Source organism: Nocardioides panacis (assembly GCF_019039255.1).
Lineage (GTDB): Bacteria > Actinomycetota > Actinomycetes > Propionibacteriales > Nocardioidaceae > Nocardioides_B > Nocardioides_B panacis.
The window spans coordinates 705,389-725,971 of sequence record NZ_CP077062.1 but is presented as its reverse complement, the minus strand read 5'-3'; the positions used below and the strand labels follow the sequence as shown (position 1 = coordinate 725,971).

Genomic DNA, 20,583 nt, shown 5'->3' with positions numbered 1-20,583 from the left:
AGTGTCCCCCGACGGCTCAGCGCACGGTGTAGTCGCGGAAGCCGCGCTGGGTCTTGCGGCCCAGGTAGCCGGCCGTGACCAGGTGCTCCAGCAGCGGCGCCGGCGCGAAGCCGGGCTCGCGGAACTCGAGGTACAGCTCGCGCTGGATGGCCAGCGAGACGTCGTTGCCGACCACGTCGAGCAGCTCGAAGGGGCCCATCGGCAGCGCGCAGCCGTACTTCATCGCGGTGTCGATGTCGTCGGCCGTGGCGTAGTGCGCCTCGAGCATCTTCACCGCGTCGTTGAGGTAGGGGAACAGCAGCGCGTTGACGATGAAGCCCGCCCGGTCGCCGCAGGACACGGCGACCTTGCCGACGGCCGCGCACAGCGCGCGGGTGGTCTCCGCGACGTCGTCGCCGGTCGCGACCGTGCTGACCACCTCGACCAGCTTCATGATCGGCGCGGGGTTGAAGAAGTGCATGCCGACCACGTCGCGCGCCCGGCTGGTGACCGAGGCCAGCGCGATCACCGGCAGCGAGGAGGTCGTGGTGGCCAGGATCGTGTCCGGCTTGCAGATCTCGTCGAGGTTCTCGAAGAGCACCGTCTTGATCTTCAGGTCCTCGGCGATCGCCTCCACGACGATGTCGGCGTCGGCCAGGTCGTCGAGCGAGGTCGTCCCGGTCAGCCGGCCGAGCACCTCCCCGCGCGCGGACTCCTCGAGCTTGCCGCGCTGGATGGCCTTGTCCAGGGACTTCTCGATCGTCGCGCGGACCCCGTCGAGGCGGTCCTGGGCGCGGCCCACGAAGGTGACCGCGAACCCGGCCTTGGCGAAGACCTCGACGATGCCGGTGGCCATCGTGCCGGTGCCGACCACGCCCACCCGGCGGATGTCGCGACGCAGCTGCGGCTGGTCGTCGGGCGACGGCGTGAGCGCGTCGTCCACGACGACCGGGCTGTCGGCGGCCTCGTAGGTGTAGAAGCCGCGGCCGGACTTGCGGCCGAGCAGGCCGGCGGTGACCATCTGCTTGAGGATCGGGGCCGGTGCGTGCAGCCGGTCGCGGCCCTGCTTGTACATCGTGTCCAGGATCTCGAAGGCGGTGTCGAGGCCGATCAGGTCCAGCAGCGCCAGCGGGCCCATCGGGTAGCCGCAGCCGAACCGCATCGCGGCGTCGAGGTCCTCGCGGGTCGCGTAGTGGCCCTCGAACATCGAGGCCGCGTGGTTGAGGTAGCCGAACAGCAGCGCGTTGGCGATGAACCCGGCCTTGTCCCCCACGACGACGGGCGTCTTCTGCAGCGACCTGGCCAGCTCGGCGGCGTCCTCGAGGACCTGCGGCTCGGTGACCACCGTGCGGATGATCTCGACGAGGTTCTGCACCGGGGCCGGGTTGAAGAAGTGCACGCCGATGACGCGTCCCGGGTGCGAGGTGGCGGTGCCGATCTCGGTGACCGACAGCGACGAGGTGTTGGTCGCGAGCACGGCGTCGACCGAGACGATCTCGTCGAGGGCCCGGAAGATCTGCTGCTTGACGTGCAGCTTCTCGACGACGGCCTCCACGACGAGCCCGCAGTCCTTCACGTCGGCCATGTCCGTGGTGAACGCGATCCGGCCGACCAGCTCGGCCTGCGCCTCCTCGCTGAGCTTGCCGCGCTTCACCGCGCGGCCGGTCGAGTGCTCGACGTGCGCGCGGCCCCGCTCGAGGCTCTCCTCGGTCTGCTCGACGCCGACCACCTGGTAGCCGTTGCGGGCGAAGACCTCGGCGATGCCGGCCCCCATGGTGCCCAGGCCGATCACGCCGATGGAGCTGAAGTCACGTGTGCTGCTCGTCATGGCCGCATCATGGCACGCCATGCATGGCCACCGCCGTGAGGAACAACACCCGCGGGCAGGTAGATTGCCGCCTCGTGAGACTCGTCGTTGCGCGCTGCCAGGTCGACTACGCAGGCCGGCTGACCGCCCACCTGCCGATGGCGACGCGCGTGATCATGCGCAAGAACGACGGGTCGGTGCTGGTGCACTCCGACGGGGGCTCCTACAAGCCGCTGAACTGGATGTCCCCGCCCTGCAAGGTCGCCGAGGGCACCAGCGAGGAGGGCGTGCCCGAGTGGCTGGTCACGGGCAAGGACGGCGACACGCTGCGGATCCTGCTGGAGGAGGTGCTGCACGACAGCGCCCACGACCTCGGCGTCGACCCCGGCCTGCAGAAGGACGGCGTGGAGAAGCACCTCCAGGAGCTGCTCGCCGAGCACCCGGCGACCCTTGCCGAGGGCCTGACGCTGGTACGCCGCGAGTTCCCCACCGCGATCGGCCCCGTGGACCTGATGTGCCGCGACGCCGAGGGGAGGTCCGTGGCGGTGGAGATCAAGCGCCGCGGCGAGATCGACGGCGTCGAGCAGCTCACCCGCTACCTCGAGCTGCTCAACCGGGACCCCCAGCTGCGCCCGGTGCGCGGCATCTTCGCGGCCCAGGAGATCAAGCCCCAGGCGCGGGTGCTGGCCACCGACCGCGGGATCGCCTGCGCGGTGGTGGACTACGACGCGCTGCGCGGCATGGACGACCCCACCGAGCGGCTGTTCTGATGCGGATCTTCCACCTCACCACGCCCGAGGCCTGGGCGGCGGCCCGCGAGTCCGGCAGCTACACGACCTCCACGCGCGGCCGGAGCCTCGAGCAGGAGGGCTTCGTGCACTGCTCCGAGGCGCACCAGGTCGAGGGCGTCCACGCGCTGTGGTTCTCCGACCTCGACGACGTGCTGCTGCTGGAGATCGACACCGACCTGCTGACCTCCCCGTGGCGCAGCGAGCAGCTCGCCGGGGCGGACCAGGCCTACCCGCACGTCTACGGGCCGGTGGACCTCGCCGCCGTGGTCGACGTACGGCGGTCCTAGGCGCCGACCAGCGCCGCGACCTCGTCGGCGCAGCCCCACGACAGGGTCACGCCGGCGCCCCCGTGCCCGTAGCAGTGCACGACCCGCCGGCCGTCGGCGACCTCGACCTCCAGGCGTACGGCGGGGCGCGCAGGCCGCAGCCCCACCCGGTGGCCCAGGACCCGGGCCCGGCGGAGCGCGGGCACCACCTCGACGGCCCGCGCGAGGATCCGCTTGGCCACGTCCGGGTCCGGGCGCCGGTCCCACTCCCCCTCGTCGTCCGTGCCGCCGACCACGACGTCCCGCGAGCGCGGCACCACGTAGACCGGTCCGCCCTCGGCGCCCGAGGACAGCCACCACCGGTCCAGGCCGACCTGCTCGACGTACACGACCTGGCCGCGGACCGGCAGCAGGGACGGGTCATCGGCCATCCGCCGGGCGCCGAGGCCGGTCGCGTTGACCACCACCTCGGCGTGGTCCGGCAGCGCGGTGAGCGCCATCCGGGTCAGCGTGCCGCCCAGCTCCTCGACCCGGGCCGCCAGCCAGGGCAGGTAGACCGGCATCTCCACGACCGGGGAGACGAACGACCAGCCGTCGGCGTACGGCGGCTCGAGGCCGGTCACCCGGGTCAGCTCGGGCACGGCGTCCCGCCACCAGGGGTCCGCCTGCCGCGTGTGGTGCAGCTCGGTCCCGGGGAGCATCCGGACGCCGGTGCCGTCCACGCCGGACAGGTCGTCGAGGGCCCGGTAGGTGGCCTCCGACCAGCCGGCGACCCGCTCGTGCGGGAACGCGCGGTACGGGTACCACAGCGCCGCGGCGACCGCCGACGTCGTCTCCAGCGGCAGGTCCCGGGCGACCACGTCGACCCGGTGCCCGGCCTCCAGCAGCCGCACCGCGCACGACAGCCCCACCACACCCGCACCGACGACGACGACCCTGGCCATGGGGAGAGTCTGCCCTAGGACCGGGCCCGGTAGTCGGCGATCATCACGGCTCCGGAGCGCTCGGTGACGGTGGCCTGGACGTAGCGGCCGCCGGCGGAGCCGGTCACGCGGCAGACGATCCGGCTGCCCACGGTGGCGGGGTAGGCGGGCGCGTCACCGCAGTCGGCGCGCTGCCAGCCTTGCCGCCGCAGGGTGGCCTCCAGGTTGCGGGTGGCGATGACGCCGTCGAGCAGCTTCGCGTCGAAGCTGACCGCCTTGCCCTCCACGGCCGCCTTGAGGTGCACCGCGACCCGGGCGAGCACCCCGTCGACGTACGCCGTGCAGGTCATCCGGCTGGGCACGGTGCCGTCCCAGGGCGGGCAGTCCAGGTAGGTCAGCGTGAGGCCCTGGCCGGCGACCTGGGCCGCCAGCCGCGCGTGCACCGGGCGCTCGAGCCGGTTCATCGGCCGGTCCGGGGGCCGGTGGGCGGCCGCCAGCCGTCCGCCGAGCGCCGGCGTGACCTGGCCGCTGGGAGCCGCAGCGGGGCGTGGGGCCGGCTGGTCGTGGCACCCGGTCAGCAGGGCGGCGGAGGCGGCCAGGACGAGCAGCGGCGTACGCCTGAGCACTCCCACCTCCCGGTCACGACGGCCCCCCTCCCGACGATAGCCAGCCGGGTCAACGCCGGGCGGGCCGGATGTCGGCCAGCAGCACCGACTGCCCGGTGCCGATCCCCGGCGAGCGCACGGTCAGCTCGATCTCGACCTCGGTGCCGTCCCGGCGCAGCGCGGGGATCTGCACCCGCCGGTCGAGCAGCGGCTTGCGGCCGACCAGGAGGTACATCGTGAAGCCCGCGACGTGCGCCTGCCGGTAGCGCTCCGGCACGATCGAGACGATCCGCCTCCCGACCAGCTCGACCGGGTCGTCGTACCCCAGGAGCGTGGCCGCCGCGGCGCTGACCGCGAGGATCCGGCTCGTCGCGTCGGCGGCGATCAGGCCGTGCGCGGCCCGGGTGACGACCGTCGGGTCCCAGCCCTCGGGGAGGACCATCGCGCCGACGGCGTCGGCCGGCACCTGCCACGGCTCGGGACGTGCCCCGGAAGCCTGGCTGAGCACCTGCCGGCAGATCCACTTGCGGAACGCCTGCACCTCCGGCTGGGTCGGCGGGGTCAGCACCAGCCCCTCGCGGGACAGGTCCAGCGCCGCCTCGATCGCCCGGTCGAGGGTGGCGAAGTGCGAGACCGAGGCGCGGGGCACCGGCACCCGGATCACCGCGGCCGACACGCCCGGTTCGAGGGCGTCGTCCATCAGCGCGTCGGCCACCATCTCCACCCCGGTCCGCGGGATGTGCTCCTCGAGCACGGCGATCGCGTCGGTGGCGTCGGCGTGCATCTGGATCGGGTCCTGGCCGCCCGGCTCGTCGAGGCTGGCCAGGAGGTACTCGCGCAGCAGCGCCTCGGCGTGCTCCTGCCAGGCGGCGTGCAGCAGCAGGGGCACGTTGCGCAGCTCCACCGCCACGTTGTCGCGCCGGCCGTCCGAGCGGCCGGCGCGGTCCCCGCGCAGCTCGACCGGGTCCTCGAGGTCCAGGTCGGGACCGGAGATCCGGAACCACACGACCTTGCCGCCCGGGCGCCGGGTGACGCCCCAGTCGTCGACCATCGACTCGAGCATCAGCAGCCCGCGCCCGGTGCCCGCGGTCGCGGCGTACCGGCGTCGGGACGGGAGGTGCGGGCTGCCGTCCCCGACCTCGACCCGGAGCCCGTCCACGCCGAGCACCGCGGCGAGGTCGATGTCGGTGCCGGCGTGCAGGAGCGCGTTGGTGACCACCTCGCTGACCAGCAGCACCGCGGTCTCCACGAGGTCCGCGCGGCCGGTCTGCCCGAGCAGGCCGCGCATCAGCGAGCGCGCCTCGGCGACGCTCGTGGGCTGCGGCGGGAGCCGCGCCTCGAACGAGCCGTGCCCGGTGACGCTGGACGTCAGACCCACCTGCTCAAGCTCCCCCGACCGATGACGGTGCGCGGACGGGCCCGAGCCGCCGTCCCCACCGAAGCATTCTGGCCCTGTTTGCGAGCCGAGTCACGCTTCTGGGTGCGCTTTGCCCACCTCTGCCCAGACCGGAGTCGTCCACAGACGAGACTTTAGGCGATCACGGCGTCGATCGTCTTCTTCAGCGCGCTGGGCTGGGAGGGCTTGCGCGGCGCCTTCTTGCGGGCCTCGACCATCTCGGCCCCGATCTGCTGCAGGGTGGCGCGTCCCAGCCCGGCGCGGACCTGGGGGAACCAGTCCTGCTCCTCCTCGTCCATGTGGTGCCGGACGTTCTCGATGAGCACCGTGGTCTTGGCGGTGAACCGCTCGGCGGTCGGCTTCAGGGCCGCCAGCTCGACGACCAGCAGGTCGGCGACGTGGTGCTCCTCGTAGGACTCCAGCACGTCGTCCTCGAGCTCGGGCAGCAGCGCACGGACGCGGGGGTACATCACCTCGTTCTCGATGTAGGTGTGCACCGTGAGCAGCTCGATCATCTTGTTCACGAGCTTGCCCTTGGCCGCGTTCGCGTTCTCGCCGGCCTTCTCGAAGTCGGAGAACACCTTGCGGATCTCCTTGTGGTCGGCCTTGAGCAGGACGATGGCGTCGGTCGACATGTTTCTCCTGGGGTGACGTGAGGGGATTGGTCCTTGCCGGTACCCAGGACCGCACCCGGTATGTCAGGCCAGCGAGTTCGCGCGGCGGATCGTTCCCAGGATGCCCGCCATGATCTCGGTAAGGCCGAAGTCCTTGGGGGTGAACACCGCCGCGACGCCCATCTCCTTGAGCCGTGCCGCGTCGCCCGACGGCACGATCCCGCCCACCACCACCGGCACGTCCTCGATGCCGTGCTCGCGCATGCCGTCCAGCACCGCCGGCACCAGCTCCATGTGCGACCCCGACAGGATCGAGAGGCCGACGCAGTGCACGTCCTCGGCCACCGCGGCGGCCACGATCTGCTCGGGCGTCAGCCGGATGCCCTGGTAGACGACCTCGAACCCGGCGTCCCGGGCGCGCACCGCGACCTGCTCGGCGCCGTTGGAGTGACCGTCCAGGCCCGGCTTGCCGACCAGCAGCCGGAGCCGGCTGCCGAGCTCCTCCCCCGTACGGCGGACGTCCTCACGCACCTTCGTCAGGTCGGCGCCGGCGTCGGCCACCCCGACGGCCCCCGACACACCGGTGGGCGCCCGGAACTCGCCGAAGACCCCGCGCAGCGCACCGGCCCACTCCCCCGTCGTCGCACCGGCCCGGGCCGCGACCAGGGTCGCCTCCATCAGGTTGGCGCCCGACGTGGCGGCCTCGACCAGCCCGGCCAGGGCCGCCTCGACGGCGGCCGCGTCGCGCTGCTCGCGCCACTGCCGCAGGCCCTCGAGCGCGGACCGCTCGGCCTCGGGGTCGGCCGACTGGATCGCGGTGTCGAGGTCCGCGGTCAGCGGGGACGGCTCGGTGGTCTGGTAGCAGTTCACGCCGACGACCCGGTCCTCGCCGGACTCGATGCGACCCCGGCGGGCGGCGTGCGAGGAGACCAGCGCCTGCTTCATGTAGCCGGACTCGACGGCCGCGACGGCGCCGCCCATCGCCTGCACCCGGTCCATCTCGGCGCGGGCCCCGGTGACCAGCTCCTCGACCTTGGCCTCGACGACCTTCGACCCCTCGAACAGGTCGTCGTGCTCCAGCAGGTCGGACTCGAAGGCCAGCACCTGCTGCAGCCGCAGCGACCACTGCTGGTCCCAGGGCCGGGGCAGCCCGAGGGCCTCGTTCCACGCCGGCAGCTGGACGGCGCGGGCCCGGGCGTCCTTGGACAGCGTGACACCGAGCATCTCCAGGACGATCCGCTGCACGTTGTTCTCTGGCTGCGCCTCGGTGAGCCCCAGGCTGTTCACCTGGACGCCGTACCGGAAGCGGCGCATCTTGTCGTCCTCGACGCCGTACCGCTCGCGGGTGATCTCGTCCCACAGCCGCACGAAGGCGCGCATCTTGCACATCTCCTCGACGAACCGCACGCCGGCGTTGACGAAGAAGGACATCCGTCCGACCACGGTGGGGAAGTCCTCGGGGGCGACCTGTCCCGAGTCGCGCACGGTGTCGAGCACGGCGATCGCGGTGCACAGCGCGTAGGCGAGCTCCTGCGTCGGCGTCGCGCCGGCCTCCTGCAGGTGGTAGCTGCAGATGTTGATCGGGTTCCACTTCGGGATGTGGTTGACGGTGTAGGAGATCAGGTCGCTGGTCAGCCGCAGCGAGTGCTCGGGCGGGAACACGTAGGTGCCGCGGGAGAGGTACTCCTTGATGATGTCGTTCTGGGTGGTGCCCGCGAGCTTCCCGTGCACCTGCTCGAAGTCGTCCTCGGTGGCGCCCGCCTCGAGCGCCTGCTCCTCGGCCACCACCTGGTAGAGGGCGAGCAGCCACATCGCGGTGGCGTTGATCGTCATCGAGGTGTTCATCGTGTCCAGCGGGATGTCGGTGAACAGCCGGCGCATCTCCCCGAGGTGCGGGACCGGGACGCCGACCTTGCCCACCTCGCCGCGGGCCAGCGGGTGGTCCGGGTCGTAGCCGGTCTGGGTCGGCAGGTCGAAGGCGACCGACAGGCCGGTCTGCCCCTTCGAGAGGTTCTTGCGGTAGAGCGCGTTGGACTCGGTGGCCGAGCTGTGGCCGGCGTACGTCCGCATCACCCACGGACGGTCCTTCTTCTCGTTCATGGCCCGAGAGTACGGCGGATGTGACCGCTCGGTAACCGGGTGTGAACTACTCCACTCGGGAACCTAGGCGACAGGGGTGGCGGCCCGCTCGACGCTGATCCAGCGCCGCAGCCGGGTGAAGGCGATCACCCGGCGCAGGGCCGGCGACACGCCCCGCAGGGTGAGGGTGCGGCCCTCGCGCTCCATCCGGGCGCTGGCCGCGGCGAGCAGCCGCAGCGCGGTCGCGTCGACGGACTCCACGTCGGTCATGTCCACGACCACGTCGTGGTGGGCGCTCATCTGGGCGACGAGCAGGTCCCGGACCTCGCTGGTGGACCGGCCGTCGAACCGGCCGCCGAGACGCATCGTCGGACCTTCGGTGGTGACGAGCACCCGTCGCTCCCTCCGCAGCGGGCCGACCCCCCGTGGCCGACCCTCGCACCCACTATGACGTACGAGCGGGCCGAAAGGTTGCGTCGCAGGAGTGACGGGTGTGTCGCAGGTCACGCCTGGAGATCGGGTACGTCGACCCGGCAGACGTCCGCCCCGAGACCGGAGAGCATCTCCACGAAGTACGGGTAGCCGCGGTCGATGTGCTGGGACTCCGCGACGGTCGTCGTGCCCTGCGCGGCCATGCCCGCGAGCACCAGCGCCGCACCGGCCCGGATGTCGTGCGCGACCACCGGCGCCCCGGACAGCACCGGCCGGCCGCGCACCACCGCGTGGTGCCCGTCGGTGCGCAGCTCGGCGCCGAGGCGGGCGAGCTCCTGGGCGAACATGAAGCGCGCCTCGAAGACGTTCTCGGTGATCATCGCGGTGCCGTCGCTGACCGCCGCCAGCGCCATCGAGAACGGCTGCAGGTCGGTCGGGAAGCCCGGGTAGGGCAGCGTCACCACGTCGAACGCGGCGAGCCGGTCGTCCACGTGCACGTGGAACCCGGTCTCGAGCTCGCTGACCATCGCCCCCGCCGAGACGAGCTTGTCCAGCACGATGTCGAGGTGCCTGGCCTGGCCGCCGTGCACGGTGAGCTCTCCCCCTGCGATGGCCGCCGCGAAGGCCCAGGTGCCGGCCACGATGCGGTCGGTGACCGTGGCGTGCTCGACGGGCCGCAGCCGCGGGACCCCGTGCACGGTCAGCGTCGAGGTGGAGACGCCCTCGATCATCGCGCCCATCTCGACGAGCATCTCGCACAGGTCGATGATCTCCGGCTCGCGCGCGACGTTGTCGATGACCGTCGTACCGTCGGCGAGCACGGAGGCCATCAGCAGGTTCTCGGTGGCGCCGACGCTCGGGAAGTCCAGCCACAGGTTGGTGCCGGTCAGCCGGCCGGCCACCTCGGCGACCACGAAGCCGTGCTCGATGCGGACCTCCGCGCCGAGCTCGGTCAGCCCGGTCATGTGCATGTCCAGGCCCCGCGAGCCGATGTTGTCGCCGCCCGGCAGCGCGACCCGGGCCCGGCCGCAGCGGGCCACCAGCGGGCCGAGCACGCTGATCGAGGCCCGCAGCCGGCGCACCAAGTCGTAGGGCGCCACGTGCCCGAGCTCGGCGGGCACGTCGATGGTGACCGTCCCGCTGGGGTTCGCGTCGACCACCCGGCCGGGGTGCTCGACCGCGACCGTGCAGCCGAGCTCCTCGAGCAGCCGGGCCATCACGTGCACGTCGAGGATGTCCGGGACGTTCGTGACCCGGGTGCGGCCCTCCGCCAGCAGCGCGGCCGCCATCAGCTTCAGCGCGCTGTTCTTGGCGCCGCCGACGTGCGCGGTGCCGCGCAACGGGTGCGAGAGCGGCCCCTCGGACCGGACCTGGAATCCTTGCATCAGGCTGATGCTAGTGGGCGCCCCGGGCGCGCCTAGGGTGTGGGCATGGTCAACCTCACGCGCATCTACACCCGGACCGGCGACGCCGGCGAGACCAAGCTCGGCGACATGAGCACCACGACCAAGAACGACCTGCGGCTGCGGGCCTACGCCGACGTCGACGAGGCCAACGCGCACCTCGGCGTCGCGCTGACCACCGGCGGCCTCGAGGACGAGGTGGTCACGCTGCTCACCACGGTCCAGAACGACCTCTTCGACGTGGGCGCCGACTTCTGCACGCCCGTCGTGGAGAACCCCGAGTGGCCGCCGCTGCGCATCGAGCAGGCGTACGTCGACCGGCTCGAGGCCTGGTGCGACCAGTACAACGAGGACCTGCCCAAGCTGCGGTCCTTCATCCTCAACGGCGGCACCCCCGGCGCCGCGCACCTGCACGTCGCCCGGACCGTCGTACGCCGGGCGGAGCGGTCGGCCTGGGCGGCCTACGAGGAGCACGCCGACACGATGAACGTGCTGGCGATCAAGTACCTCAACCGGCTCTCGGACCTGCTGTTCATCCTGGCCCGGCACGCCAACCGGGCGACCGGCGACGTGCTCTGGAAGCCGGGCGGCGAGCGCTGACGGCGCCGCAGGACCGGTAGCTCTCCCGAGCAGCCCGGCTGTGGACGCGCGTGGCCGATGCCACCTCCCGACAGGACAGGTGACTCTGCCTGCACGGCGTCAGCGGCGGCGCTGGCCGGGCGGGGCGGCCTCGAGCCAGGCCAGGAACCCGGTCAGCGCGTCGGGGCTCATCGCCACCTCGAGCGGGCCGGACGGGGTCTTGCAGGTCACGATGATGTGACCGGAGTACAGCGAGTAGGACTCGACGCCCACGGGGTCGCGGCGCCCGACGTACTCGAGCTCCGCGCGCTGGTAGGAGTACCGCGGCCGCGGCGCGAGCGAGAAGATCCGGAACCACTCGAGCAGGCCGCCGGAGTAGCGACCGACGCCGAGAATCCAGCCGCGTCCGGCCCTACCGGACCGGACGCGGACGCTGAACTCGAACGTGCCACCGTTGCGCGAGATCCACCGGCGGCGGACGACCAGGCAGAGGCCGTAGAGCAGCAGCAGGAACAGCAGGACCCCGACGGAGTCCACCAGCCACTCCCACAACGGCATCTATCGCCTCATTTCCATGCACACGGAGGGATCTCGGGGACGGGCTGGGTCAGGACGCGCGCTCGGCCGCCCGGACCCGGGCCTCGGCCCAGGCCTCCTCGGCCTTCTCGACGGCCTCGTCGTCCCCGGCGCCCTCGCTGCGGCAGCGCTCCAGGTCGGTGCGGGCCCGCTCGAGGTCGATGTCGTGGGACATCTCGGCGTGCTCGGCCAGGATCGAGATCCGGTTGTTGGCCACCGACAGGAAGCCGGCGTCGACCGCGGCGATCCAGGTCTCGTTGTCGGAGGTCGTCACGTCGACGAGGCCGTGCACCATCGTGGACAGCATCGGCGCGTGGTTGGGCAGGATGCCGACGTCGCCCTCGGTGGTGCGGGCGATCACCATCTTGGCCTCGCCCGACCAGACCAGCCGATCGGCGGCGACCAGCTCAACCTGCATCAGGTCGTCACTCACGCGGACTCCTCAATCGTTGCTCTGACTTGGGGTGGGTCCGCCCCGCGGTGCGGGGCGGACCCGGTGGAACCAGCAGGAACTCCGAGGACTCAGAGGTTCTTCTGGATCTCGGCCCAGCGCTTCTCGACGTCGTCGAGGCCACCGCACATGAAGAAGGCCTGCTCGGCGACGTGGTCGTAGTCGCCGTCGGCGATCTTCGTGAACGCCTCGATGGTGTCCCCGATCGGGACGGTCGAGCCCTCGATGCCGGTGAACTGCTTGGCGACGTAGGTGTTCTGCGACAGGAACCGCTGGATGCGGCGGGCCCGCGAGACGACGATCTTGTCCTCCTCGGACAGCTCGTCGACACCCAGGATCGCGATGATGTCCTGCAGCTCCTTGTTGCGCTGGAGGATCTGCTTGATCCGGATCGCGGTCTTGTAGTGGTCGTCGCCGATGTACTGCGCGTCCAGGATCCGCGACGTGGAGGTCAGCGGGTCCACGGCCGGGTAGATGCCGAGCGACGCGATCTCGCGCGACAGCTCCGTGGTCGCGTCGAGGTGCGCGAACGTGGTGGCCGGGGCCGGGTCGGTGTAGTCGTCGGCGGGCACGTAGATCGCCTGCATCGAGGTGATCGAGTGTCCACGCGTCGAGGTGATCCGCTCCTGGAGCACACCCATCTCGTCGGCGAGGTTCGGCTGGTAGCCCACGGCGGACGGCATGCGGCCGAGCAGCGTGGACACCTCGGAACCGGCCTGCGTGAACCGGAAGATGTTGTCGATGAAGAGCAGCACGTCCTGGTTCTGCACGTCGCGGAAGTACTCCGCCATCGTCAGCGCGGACAGCGCGACCCGCAGGCGGGTGCCCGGCGGCTCGTCCATCTGGCCGAAGACGAGGGCGGTCTGGCCGATGACGCCGGCCTCCTCCATCTCGACGATGAGGTCGTTGCCCTCACGGGTGCGCTCGCCGACACCGGCGAACACCGACACACCGCCGTGGTCCTTGGCGACGCGGGCGATCATCTCCTGGATGAGCACCGTCTTGCCGACGCCGGCGCCGCCGAACAGGCCGATCTTGCCGCCCTCGACGTAGGGCGTCAGCAGGTCGATGACCTTGATGCCGGTCTCGAACATCTTGGTCTTCGACTCGAGCTGGTCGAAGGCCGGAGCCTTGCGGTGGATGCCCCACCGCTCCTTGACCTCGTAGTGCTCGCCCTCGGTGAGGTTCAGGCAGTCACCGGTCGCGTTGAACACGTGACCCTTGGTGATGTCGCCGACGGGGACCGTGATCGGGCCGCCGGTGTCCTGTACCTGCGCACCGCGGACCAGGCCGTCGGTGGGCTGCAGGGACAGCGCCCGGACCATGCCGTCGCCGATGTGCAGCGCGACCTCGAGCGTCAGCGTCTTCTTCTCGCCGCCCAGCTCCAGCTCGGTCTTGAGCATGTTGTACATCTCGGGCATCGCGTCCGCGGGGAACTCGATGTCGACCACGGGGCCGATGACGCGCGCGATGCGGCCGACACCACCCTCGGTGATCTCGGTGCCTCGTTCTTCAGTCGTGGCAGTCATGTCTCTCACTCACTCCCGGCAGTCGCGTCGGCCAGCGCGTTCACGCCACCGACGATCTCGCTGATTTCCTGGGTAATACCGGCCTGGCGGGCCTGGTTGGCAATACGGGTGTACTTCTTGATCAGCTCGTCGGCGTTGTCCGTGGCGGACTTCATCGCGCGCTGCCGGGCAGCCAGCTCGGAGGCGGCGGCCTGCAGCAGCGCGAAGTAGATCCGGCTCTGGACGTAGCGCGGGAGCAGGGTGTCGAGCACCTCGGCGGGGCTCGGCTCGAACTCGTAGAGCGGCAGCACCTCGTCGCGGTCGGGCTTCGCCTCGCCCTCGACGATCTCGAGGGGCAGCAGCCGCACCGCGGTGGGCTCCTGGACGAGCATCGACTTGAAGCGCGTGTAGACCACGTGCACCTCGTCGACGTCCTGGGCGCCCTCCGCGAGCTCGATCTCGGGGTGGTCCTCGCCGGCGAGGAACGCCGTGATCAGCGCGTCCCCGATCTCGCGTGCCACGTCGTACGTCGGCTGGTCGGAGAACCCGGTCCAGCTCTGCACGATCGCCCGCTGCCGGAAGGTGAGGTAGGCGACGCCCTTGCGTCCGGAGACGTAGGTGCTCACCTCCTTGCCCTCCCCGCGCAGCTTCTCCGCGAGACGCTCGGACTCCTTGAGCACCGCCGAGGAGTACGCGCCCGCCAGACCCCGGTCGCTGGTGACGACCAGGATCGCGGCCCGCTTCGGGTTCTCCGGCTCGGTGGTCAGGGCGTGCTCCACGTTGGAGTACGTAGCGACCGCCGAGACCGCACGGGTCCGCTCACGGGCGTACGGCGCGGCCGCCTGGGCCCGCTGCTGCGCCTTGATGATGCGAGACGCAGCGATGAGCTCCATGGCGCGCGTGATCTTCTTCATCGACTCCGTCGACTTGATCCGCGCGCGGTACTCACGCAGCGATACGGCCATCGGTCAGCCCCGCTTCTGCTTGACGATCTGCTCCTGCTCGACGTCCTCGTCCTCGAGGGCCTCGTGCGACTCCTTGCCAGGCTTGATGGAGTCCCCGTCCGAGGTCTCGAACTGGTCGAGGAAGGAGTTGTACGCGTCCTCCATCGCCGAGGCGGTGTCGTCGGTGAAGTCCTGCGACTCGCGGATGCCGGACAGGATGCCCTCGTGCGAGCGGCGCAGGTAGTCCAGGAACTCGGACTCGAAGCGCAGCACGTCGTCGGCCGGGACCTTGTCCAGGCGACCGGTGGTGCCGGTCCACAGCGACGCAGCCATCTCCTCGACCGGGTAGGGCGAGTACTGCGGCTGGCGGAGCAGGGCCATCAGGCGCTGACCCCGGTCCAGCTGCTGGCGCGACGCGGCGTCGAGGTCCGAGGCGAACATCGCGAACGCCTCCATCGCGCGGAACTGCGCGAGGTCGACCTTGAGCGAGCCGGTGACCTTCTTCATCGCCTTGGTCATCGCCGCACCACCCACGCGCGACACCGACACACCGACGTCGATGGCCGGGCGCTGGTTGGACGCGAACAGGTCCGACTGCAGGAAGATCTGGCCGTCGGTGATCGAGATGACGTTGGTCGGGATGTACGCCGACACGTCGTTGGCCTTGGTCTCGATGATCGGCAGACCGGTCATCGAGCCGTGGCCGAGCTCGTCGGACAGCTTCGCGCAGCGCTCGAGGAGCCGGCTGTGCAGGTAGAACACGTCACCCGGGTAGGCCTCGCGGCCCGGCGGGCGGCGCAGCAGCAGCGACACGGCGCGGTACGCCTCGGCCTGCTTGGTGAGGTCGTCGAACACGATCAGCACGTGCTTGCCGGCGTACATCCAGTGCTGGCCGATGGCCGAGCCGGTGTACGGGGCGAGGTACTTGAAGCCGGCGGAGTCGGACGCCGGGGAGGCCACGATGGTGGTGTACTCCAGCGCGCCGGCCTCCTCGAGGGCACCGCGCACCGAGGCGATGGTGGAGCCCTTCTGGCCGATGGCGACGTAGATGCAGCGGACCTGCTTGTCCGGGTCGCCGGTCTCCCAGTACTGCTTCTGGTTGATGATCGTGTCGATCGCGATCGTCGTCTTGCCGGTCGAGCGGTCACCGATGATGAGCTGGCGCTGGCCGCGGCCGATCGGGGTCATCGAGTCGATCGCCTTGATGCCGGTGGCGAGCGGCTCGTGCACCGACTTGCGGGCCATCACGCCGGGAGCCTGGAGCTCGAGGGCGCGGCGGCCCTCGCTCTCGATCTCGCCGAGGCCGTCGATGGGCGTGCCGAGCGGGTCGACCACGCGACCGAGGAACTTGTCCCCGACCGGGACCGAGAGGACCTCGCCCGTACGACGGACGGTCTGGCCCTCCTCGATCTTGTCGAAGTCACCGAGGATGACGACGCCGATCTCGCGGGTGTCGAGGTTCTGCGCGATACCCAGCGTGCCGTCCTCGAACTCGAGGAGCTCGTTGGCCATCGCGGAGGGCAGGCCGGACACGCGGGCGATGCCGTCCCCGGCCTCCGCGACCCTGCCGACCTCTTCGCGGCTGGCCGTCTCGGGCTTGTAGTCCGACACGAACCGCTGGAGTGCGTCCCGGATCTCCTCCGGACGGATCGAAAGCTCCGTCATTTCCTCATCCCTGCTCTCTTGGGTATCTCGTGCTGTGTTGTCGGGGGGTGCCGGTCAGCCGGCGAGCTGGCGTCGTGCGTCGTCGAGGCGGTTCGCGACGGTGCCGTCGATGACGTCGTCACCGATCGCCACCCGCACCCCGCCGATCACGTCGGGGTCCACGACGACGTTGAGGTGCACCGGCCGGGAGTACTGACGGGCCAGGGCGTCCTGCAGGCGCTGTGCGTCGTGCTCCGCGAGGCCGCGGGCCACCCGGACGGTGGCGATCAGCCGGTTGCGGTGCTCGGCGGCCACCTTCTGGTAGCTCTCGAGCGCGACCACGACGGTGCGGTGCGTGCCGGCGACGGCCTGCTCGGCCAGCCGGACGGTGGCCGAGGAGGCCTTGCCGTCGAGCAGGTCGTTGAGCAGCCGGCGCTTGTCGGCGGTGCTGCGGGCGGGGTCCGAGAGCGCGTCGCGGAGCTCGGGGCTCCCCGACACCAGGCGTTCGAACGCGAAGAGCTCGTTCTCGAGGTCGTCGGCCTTGCCCGTCTGCTCGGCGCCCCGCACGACCGCGACGACGCCCAGGTGCTCGAGGGCGTCCGCGAGGTCGCGGGAGGCGGCCCAGCGGCGACCGGCTGCCTGAGCCACCAGGTCCGCCGACGCGGGGTCGATCTGCTCGGCGAAGATGCCGCGCAGCAGGTCGGCCTTGGCCTCCGGCGAGACGGACACGTCCGTCGCGACCCGGCGCAGGCCGGGCTCGCGCCGGAGGACCGCGGCGACCCCGAAGAGGTCGTCGCCGATCTTCGACGCGTCCGTGCCGCCCTCGACCGCCGAGGCCAGGGCCTCGGTCAGTGCGTGGAGCGAGTCGGAGGAGGCGCCCTGCATCAGCGTGCCCCGTTCCCGCTCGCCGACGGCTGGCTCTCGAGGTCCGCGAGGAAGCGCTCGACGACCCGGCTCTGGCGAGCCTCGTCGTCCAGCGACTCCCCGACGATGCGCCCGGCGAGCGACGTGGCCAGCGAACCGACCTCCGCACGGAGCGAGGTGACCGCCTGCTGGCGCTCCGCCTCGATCTGGGTGTGCGCGTGCTCGACGATGCGCGACGCCTCGGACTGCGCCTGCTCCCGCATCTCGGCGACGATCGCAGCACCCTGCTCACGCGCCTCCTCGCGGATGCGCGCCGCCTCGTGCCGCGCGTCACCGAGCTGCTTCTCGAGCTCGGCGAGCTTGGCGTCGGCCTCGGCCTGCTTGGTCTCGGCTGCCTGGAGACCGCCCTCGATCGCGGCGGTCCGGTCGGCGAACGTCGTCTCGAAGCTCGGGACGATCCACTTCTTGACCGCGAGGAACAGCAGACCGAAGACGACCAGCGAAAGGATGATCTCCACGAGGTGCGGCGCCAGCGGGTTCGGTCCCGCCTCAGCCGCGAGGATGGTCGGATTCATCAGCTTGGTCCTTCGTCAGTGACGTGGGGCGGTGATCAGAGAACGAACGCGAGCGCGATGCCGATGATGGCGAGCGCCTCGGCGAGCGCGAAGCCCAGGATGGCGATCGACTGCAGGCGGCTCTGCGCCTCGGGCTGGCGAGCCACACCGTTGATGTAGGCGGCGAAGATCAGGCCGATGCCGACACCGGGGCCGATGGCGGCGAGGCCGTAGCCGATCATGTTCAGGTTGCCGTTCACGATGGTTCCCTTCGATGGTTTCTCTTGTAGGTCTGTCGATCAGGTAGGGCGGTGAAGCGTCTCAGTGCTCGTCTGCGAGAGCGCCCGAGATGTACATGGCGTTCAGCAGGACGAACACGTAGGCCTGCAGGAACTGGACCAGCAGCTCGAGGAAGCTGATCGCGATGAAGAGCAGCCAGGCAAGGATGCCGACCGGCTTGATGAGCGTGGCGCCGTGCACCAGGAGGTACTCGCCGCCGACCGCGAACAGCAGGATCAGGATGTGGCCGGCGAACATGTTCGCGAACAGTCGCAGGGCCAGCGTCACCGGCCGCACGATCAGGTTCGACATGAACTCCAGCGGGATGAGCAGGGCCAGGATCGGGCCCGTGATGCCGCCGGGGACGCACTGCAGCTTGAGGTAGCCCAGGAAGCCGTGCTTCCGGATGCCCACGTAGTTGTAGACGATCCAGGACAGCGCGGCGAGCCCGTAGACCATGCCCGAGCGCGAGAACGTCGGGAACTGGATGAACGGGATCGAGCCGAAGAAGTTGTTCAGCAGGATGAAGAAGAAGACCGTCACCAGGTAGGGCACGAAGCGCATGAAGTCGTGGCTGCCGATGATGTCGCGGGCCACGGAGTTGCGGACGAAGCCGTAGGCGCTCTCGCCGGCGAACTGGAGCTTGCCGGGGACCATCGCCCGCTTGCGCGAGGCCAGGTAGAGGAACCCGAACACCAGCACGCCCGCCAGCACGAGCTGGAGCATGGGCTTGGTGACGCCCACGCCCGCGATCGTGAAGACGTCGGGCAGCTCGAAGTCGCCCGGCCCCGGGGGGACGAACTCCTCGGTCGAGATCACGACACTTCCTGCCAGGCTCACCGTGGTACCCCTACTTCTCTTCTTTCTGCCTTCGAGGCAGAGCGTCGAACCGAGCAATGGTCATGTAGATGCCGAACCCGGCGCCCACCAGGATCCCGATCGCGACCAGGAACGTGGTGCCCAGCCAGCGGTCGGCCAGCCAGCCCAGGAAGCCGTACAGGAACACTCCCGAGACGATGTACCCGTACGCGTGCCAGGGGTCCCCGCCTCGGGGTGGAGGTTTCTGCGGATGCTGCTGAGTCATCGCGCACCGGACAATAGCAGTGAAGGAGTGTCATCGCGCACTCGCGTCCAGGCCCTCCGAGGGCCGCTCGGGGAGGTCGTAGAGGGGCTGCCGGGACCGGGTCACGGAGATGATGTGAGACACCAACCAAACCAGCGTCGCGACCACGACGGCCCCGCCCGCCCAGGTCCGGTCGACCGGGCCGTCCAGGGCTCCGCTGCGGTCGAGGGCCGCGAACACCACGCCCACGAGCACCACCTGGAGCGTGTAGGTCAGCAGCGCGACGAGCATCGAGGCGGCCGGGCTGACCGAGGCGACCGCGTTGACCACCACGGCACCGGTGCCGAAGAAGACCAGCACCATCGCGAAGCCGACGACCGCACCCAGGGCGGCGGGCGAGCCGCCGAGCAGCGCACCGAGACCGGTGCCGAGCAGGCCGAGGAGGGCGGTGAGGAGAAGGGCCGCGCGCACTTGTCCGCCTACGGTCGCCGGGCGGTCAGGCCTGGCGGTGGACCCGGAGGTCACGCGTGCGGTCGTCATGTCGGCGGCCGATCTGTGGCGGGGCGGGGGCGGCGTCCAGCGGGAGTTCCTGAGCGTTTGCTGAGCGCTTGTGAAAACTAGCACAAGGTCCGGGCAACCCGATAATCGAGAGGGTGCATCCCACCCTGACCCAGGCGATATCGCCCGTCAACTCAGCCGGTCACCCGTGGACGCTGCACGCGGGGGGAGCACGAAGGTGAGCACCACGGTCAGCACCACCCAGACGGCCAGCACCGCCGTGGTCAGCGGGCTGGCGTAGAGACTGGCCAGCACTCCCCCGAACGCGATCAGCCCGGCCCACAGCCACATGATCAGCACCGCGCGGCGGTGCGAGTGGCCGATCTCGAGCATCCGGTGGTGCAGGTGCTCCTTGTCGGGCGAGAAGGGCGACCGGCCGGCCCGGGTCCTCCGGATCACCGCCAGCACCAGGTCCGCGAACGGCACCACGAGGATCGAGATCGGCAGGATGATCGGCAGCAGCGTGGGCAGCAGGCTGGCCTGCGAGCCGCCGGCGCCCTGGGTCATGTCCACGGTGGCGAACTGGCCCGTCAGGCTGAGCGCCGAGCCGGCCAGCACCAGGCCGATCAGCATCGAGCCCGAGTCGCCCATGAAGATCCGGGCCGGGAAGAAGTTGTGCGGCAGGAACCCCGCGCACGCCCCGCCGAGCGCGGCGCAGAGCAGGGCGGCGCTGATCGCGAGCGTCTCGTCGTTGGCGTCCGCGAGCTTGTAGGCGAAGGCGAAGAACGCCACCGCGCCGATCCCCACGACGCCGGCGGCCAGGCCGTCGAGGCCGTCCACGAAGTTCACCGCGTTCACGGTCGCCACCACCACCACCACGCTGATCAGTGCCGCCTGCGTGCTGTCCAGGCTGAACTGGCCGCGGCCCGGCAGCTGGATGGCGAAGAACTGCACCTGGTTGATCACCAGGAAGCCGGCGGCGAGCACCTGGCCGCCGAGCTTGGTCAGCGCGTCCAGCTCGAACAGGTCGTCCAGCACCCCGAGCAGGCAGATCATCGCGCCGCCGATCAGCACGAACTTCGCGTCGTGGAAGACCTGGTTGTCGCTGAGCGAGAGGAACGGCAGCCGGTGCGCCACGAGGTACGCCGCCGCCAGTCCCCCGAGCATCGCCACCCCGCCGAAGTACGGGATCGGGACGGCGTGCACGTCGCGGTCCCGGACCCGGGCGACCGCCCCGGTCCGCAGCGCGATCTCGCGCGCCACCACGCCGAGCAGGTAGGTCACGACCGCGGCGACCAGGAAGACGGTGAGGTACTCGCGCACGGGTC

Annotated in this window: 23 protein-coding genes and 1 pseudogene; 3 read left to right on the top strand and 21 right to left on the bottom strand. The window is 70.8% G+C overall.

The features are described from left to right. Window positions 1-16: 16 nt before the first annotated feature. Window positions 17-1,807 (bottom strand): 3-hydroxyacyl-CoA dehydrogenase family protein, encoded by a 1,791-nt coding sequence (locus KRR39_RS03665; protein ID WP_216940796.1) that lies wholly within the window; start codon window positions 1,805-1,807, stop codon window positions 17-19. A gap of 74 nt (window positions 1,808-1,881) precedes the next feature. On the opposite strand from KRR39_RS03665, the gene nucS reads away from it, so the two are divergent. Next, complete coding sequence (nucS, locus tag KRR39_RS03660; protein ID WP_216940795.1) at window positions 1,882-2,556, top strand: endonuclease NucS; 675 nt, start codon at window positions 1,882-1,884, stop codon at window positions 2,554-2,556. Next, on the top strand, window positions 2,556-2,864 hold the full coding sequence (locus KRR39_RS03655) for a DUF952 domain-containing protein (RefSeq protein WP_216940794.1): 309 nt from the start codon (window positions 2,556-2,558) through the stop codon (window positions 2,862-2,864). Before nucS ends, KRR39_RS03655 begins: the two co-directional genes overlap by 1 nt. On the opposite strand, the gene KRR39_RS03650 is transcribed toward KRR39_RS03655, so the two are convergent. From KRR39_RS03650 to murA, 8 genes and pseudogenes are all read right to left on the bottom strand, one after another. Further along, a complete protein-coding gene (locus KRR39_RS03650; protein WP_216940793.1) occupies window positions 2,861-3,787 on the bottom strand; it encodes an FAD-dependent oxidoreductase in 927 nt (308 codons plus the stop codon). The genes KRR39_RS03655 and KRR39_RS03650 overlap by 4 nt on opposite strands. A 14-nt stretch (window positions 3,788-3,801) precedes the next feature. Then, on the bottom strand, window positions 3,802-4,392 hold the full coding sequence (locus KRR39_RS03645; RefSeq protein WP_216940792.1) for a hypothetical protein: 591 nt from the start codon (window positions 4,390-4,392) through the stop codon (window positions 3,802-3,804). Window positions 4,393-4,441: 49 nt separating this feature from the next. Further along, window positions 4,442-5,749 (bottom strand): ATP-binding protein, encoded by a 1,308-nt coding sequence (locus KRR39_RS03640; RefSeq protein ID WP_216940791.1) that lies wholly within the window; start codon window positions 5,747-5,749, stop codon window positions 4,442-4,444. 152 nt (window positions 5,750-5,901) lie between these two features. Beyond that, complete coding sequence (locus KRR39_RS03635; RefSeq protein ID WP_216940790.1) at window positions 5,902-6,402, bottom strand: hemerythrin domain-containing protein; 501 nt, start codon at window positions 6,400-6,402, stop codon at window positions 5,902-5,904. A gap of 63 nt (window positions 6,403-6,465) precedes the next feature. Next, entirely contained in the window at window positions 6,466-6,912 is a 447-nt protein-coding gene (locus KRR39_RS26625) for a cobalamin-dependent protein (protein WP_496113271.1), read from the bottom strand. 63 nt (window positions 6,913-6,975) lie between these two features. Next, window positions 6,976-8,487, bottom strand: a pseudogene (locus tag KRR39_RS03630) (methylmalonyl-CoA mutase family protein); the annotation flags it as partial. A gap of 57 nt (window positions 8,488-8,544) precedes the next feature. Further along, window positions 8,545-8,853, bottom strand: coding sequence for an STAS domain-containing protein (locus tag KRR39_RS03625; protein ID WP_216940788.1), 309 nt, complete (start codon window positions 8,851-8,853; stop codon window positions 8,545-8,547). Between the two features lie 110 nt (window positions 8,854-8,963). Beyond that, a complete protein-coding gene (gene murA / locus KRR39_RS03620; protein ID WP_216940787.1) occupies window positions 8,964-10,277 on the bottom strand; it encodes a UDP-N-acetylglucosamine 1-carboxyvinyltransferase in 1,314 nt (437 codons plus the stop codon). 45 nt (window positions 10,278-10,322) lie between these two features. Between murA and KRR39_RS03615 the strand changes: the two genes are divergently transcribed. Then, window positions 10,323-10,895 carry a cob(I)yrinic acid a,c-diamide adenosyltransferase gene (locus tag KRR39_RS03615; protein WP_216940786.1) on the top strand — a complete coding sequence of 191 codons (573 nt, stop codon included), beginning with the start codon at window positions 10,323-10,325 and terminating at the stop codon, window positions 10,893-10,895. Between the two features lie 99 nt (window positions 10,896-10,994). Here the strand turns inward: KRR39_RS03615 and KRR39_RS03610 are convergent, their stop codons facing one another. From KRR39_RS03610 to KRR39_RS03555, 12 genes are all read right to left on the bottom strand, one after another. After that, window positions 10,995-11,432 (bottom strand): DUF2550 domain-containing protein, encoded by a 438-nt coding sequence (locus KRR39_RS03610; protein WP_216940785.1) that lies wholly within the window; start codon window positions 11,430-11,432, stop codon window positions 10,995-10,997. A gap of 49 nt (window positions 11,433-11,481) precedes the next feature. Then, complete coding sequence (locus KRR39_RS03605) at window positions 11,482-11,883, bottom strand: F0F1 ATP synthase subunit epsilon (protein ID WP_254185487.1); 402 nt, start codon at window positions 11,881-11,883, stop codon at window positions 11,482-11,484. Window positions 11,884-11,972: 89 nt separating this feature from the next. Continuing rightward, the gene (gene atpD, locus KRR39_RS03600; RefSeq protein ID WP_216940784.1) at window positions 11,973-13,430 is read right to left on the bottom strand and encodes a F0F1 ATP synthase subunit beta; all 1,458 of its coding nucleotides are present in this window, start codon (window positions 13,428-13,430) and stop codon (window positions 11,973-11,975) included. Between the two features lie 5 nt (window positions 13,431-13,435). After that, window positions 13,436-14,374, bottom strand: coding sequence for a F0F1 ATP synthase subunit gamma (locus KRR39_RS03595; RefSeq protein WP_216940783.1), 939 nt, complete (start codon window positions 14,372-14,374; stop codon window positions 13,436-13,438). A 3-nt stretch (window positions 14,375-14,377) separates the two neighbouring features. Beyond that, window positions 14,378-16,018, bottom strand: coding sequence for a F0F1 ATP synthase subunit alpha (gene atpA / locus KRR39_RS03590; protein ID WP_216940782.1), 1,641 nt, complete (start codon window positions 16,016-16,018; stop codon window positions 14,378-14,380). Window positions 16,019-16,072: 54 nt separating this feature from the next. Beyond that, window positions 16,073-16,882, bottom strand: a complete 810-nt coding sequence (locus KRR39_RS03585; protein WP_216940781.1) for a F0F1 ATP synthase subunit delta — start codon at window positions 16,880-16,882, stop codon at window positions 16,073-16,075. After that, a complete protein-coding gene (locus KRR39_RS03580; protein ID WP_216940780.1) occupies window positions 16,882-17,436 on the bottom strand; it encodes a F0F1 ATP synthase subunit B in 555 nt (184 codons plus the stop codon). The genes KRR39_RS03585 and KRR39_RS03580 overlap by 1 nt, the downstream gene beginning before the upstream one ends. Window positions 17,437-17,471: 35 nt before the next feature. After that, entirely contained in the window at window positions 17,472-17,657 is a 186-nt protein-coding gene (gene atpE, locus KRR39_RS03575) for an ATP synthase F0 subunit C (RefSeq protein ID WP_216942337.1), read from the bottom strand. A 79-nt stretch (window positions 17,658-17,736) separates the two neighbouring features. Continuing rightward, complete coding sequence (gene atpB / locus KRR39_RS03570; protein WP_254185486.1) at window positions 17,737-18,513, bottom strand: F0F1 ATP synthase subunit A; 777 nt, start codon at window positions 18,511-18,513, stop codon at window positions 17,737-17,739. A gap of 31 nt (window positions 18,514-18,544) precedes the next feature. Next, a complete protein-coding gene (locus KRR39_RS03565; protein ID WP_254185485.1) occupies window positions 18,545-18,700 on the bottom strand; it encodes a hypothetical protein in 156 nt (51 codons plus the stop codon). Between the two features lie 108 nt (window positions 18,701-18,808). After that, window positions 18,809-19,228 (bottom strand): Cg1360 family ATP-synthase-associated protein, encoded by a 420-nt coding sequence (locus tag KRR39_RS03560; protein ID WP_216940777.1) that lies wholly within the window; start codon window positions 19,226-19,228, stop codon window positions 18,809-18,811. Window positions 19,229-19,444: 216 nt separating this feature from the next. Then, window positions 19,445-20,578, bottom strand: coding sequence for a glycosyltransferase family 4 protein (locus tag KRR39_RS03555; protein ID WP_216940776.1), 1,134 nt, complete (start codon window positions 20,576-20,578; stop codon window positions 19,445-19,447). Window positions 20,579-20,583 lie beyond the last annotated feature (5 nt).

Coding starts and splice junctions, on each gene's coding strand:
- KRR39_RS03665 (WP_216940796.1), bottom strand. CDS start 1,807: ATGACGAGCAGCACACGTGACTTCAGCTCCATCGGCGTGATCGGCCTG.
- KRR39_RS03655 (WP_216940794.1), top strand. CDS start 2,556: ATGCGGATCTTCCACCTCACCACGCCCGAGGCCTGGGCGGCGGCCCGC.
- KRR39_RS03650 (WP_216940793.1), bottom strand. CDS start 3,787: ATGGCCAGGGTCGTCGTCGTCGGTGCGGGTGTGGTGGGGCTGTCGTGC.
- KRR39_RS03635 (WP_216940790.1), bottom strand. CDS start 6,402: ATGTCGACCGACGCCATCGTCCTGCTCAAGGCCGACCACAAGGAGATC.
- murA (WP_216940787.1), bottom strand. CDS start 10,277: ATGCAAGGATTCCAGGTCCGGTCCGAGGGGCCGCTCTCGCACCCGTTG.
- KRR39_RS03615 (WP_216940786.1), top strand. CDS start 10,323: ATGGTCAACCTCACGCGCATCTACACCCGGACCGGCGACGCCGGCGAG.
- KRR39_RS03610 (WP_216940785.1), bottom strand. CDS start 11,432: ATGCCGTTGTGGGAGTGGCTGGTGGACTCCGTCGGGGTCCTGCTGTTC.
- atpD (WP_216940784.1), bottom strand. CDS start 13,430: ATGACTGCCACGACTGAAGAACGAGGCACCGAGATCACCGAGGGTGGT.
- KRR39_RS03595 (WP_216940783.1), bottom strand. CDS start 14,374: ATGGCCGTATCGCTGCGTGAGTACCGCGCGCGGATCAAGTCGACGGAG.
- atpA (WP_216940782.1), bottom strand. CDS start 16,018: ATGACGGAGCTTTCGATCCGTCCGGAGGAGATCCGGGACGCACTCCAG.
- KRR39_RS03585 (WP_216940781.1), bottom strand. CDS start 16,882: ATGCAGGGCGCCTCCTCCGACTCGCTCCACGCACTGACCGAGGCCCTG.
- KRR39_RS03580 (WP_216940780.1), bottom strand. CDS start 17,436: ATGAATCCGACCATCCTCGCGGCTGAGGCGGGACCGAACCCGCTGGCG.
- atpE (WP_216942337.1), bottom strand. CDS start 17,657: ATGATCGGCTACGGCCTCGCCGCCATCGGCCCCGGTGTCGGCATCGGC.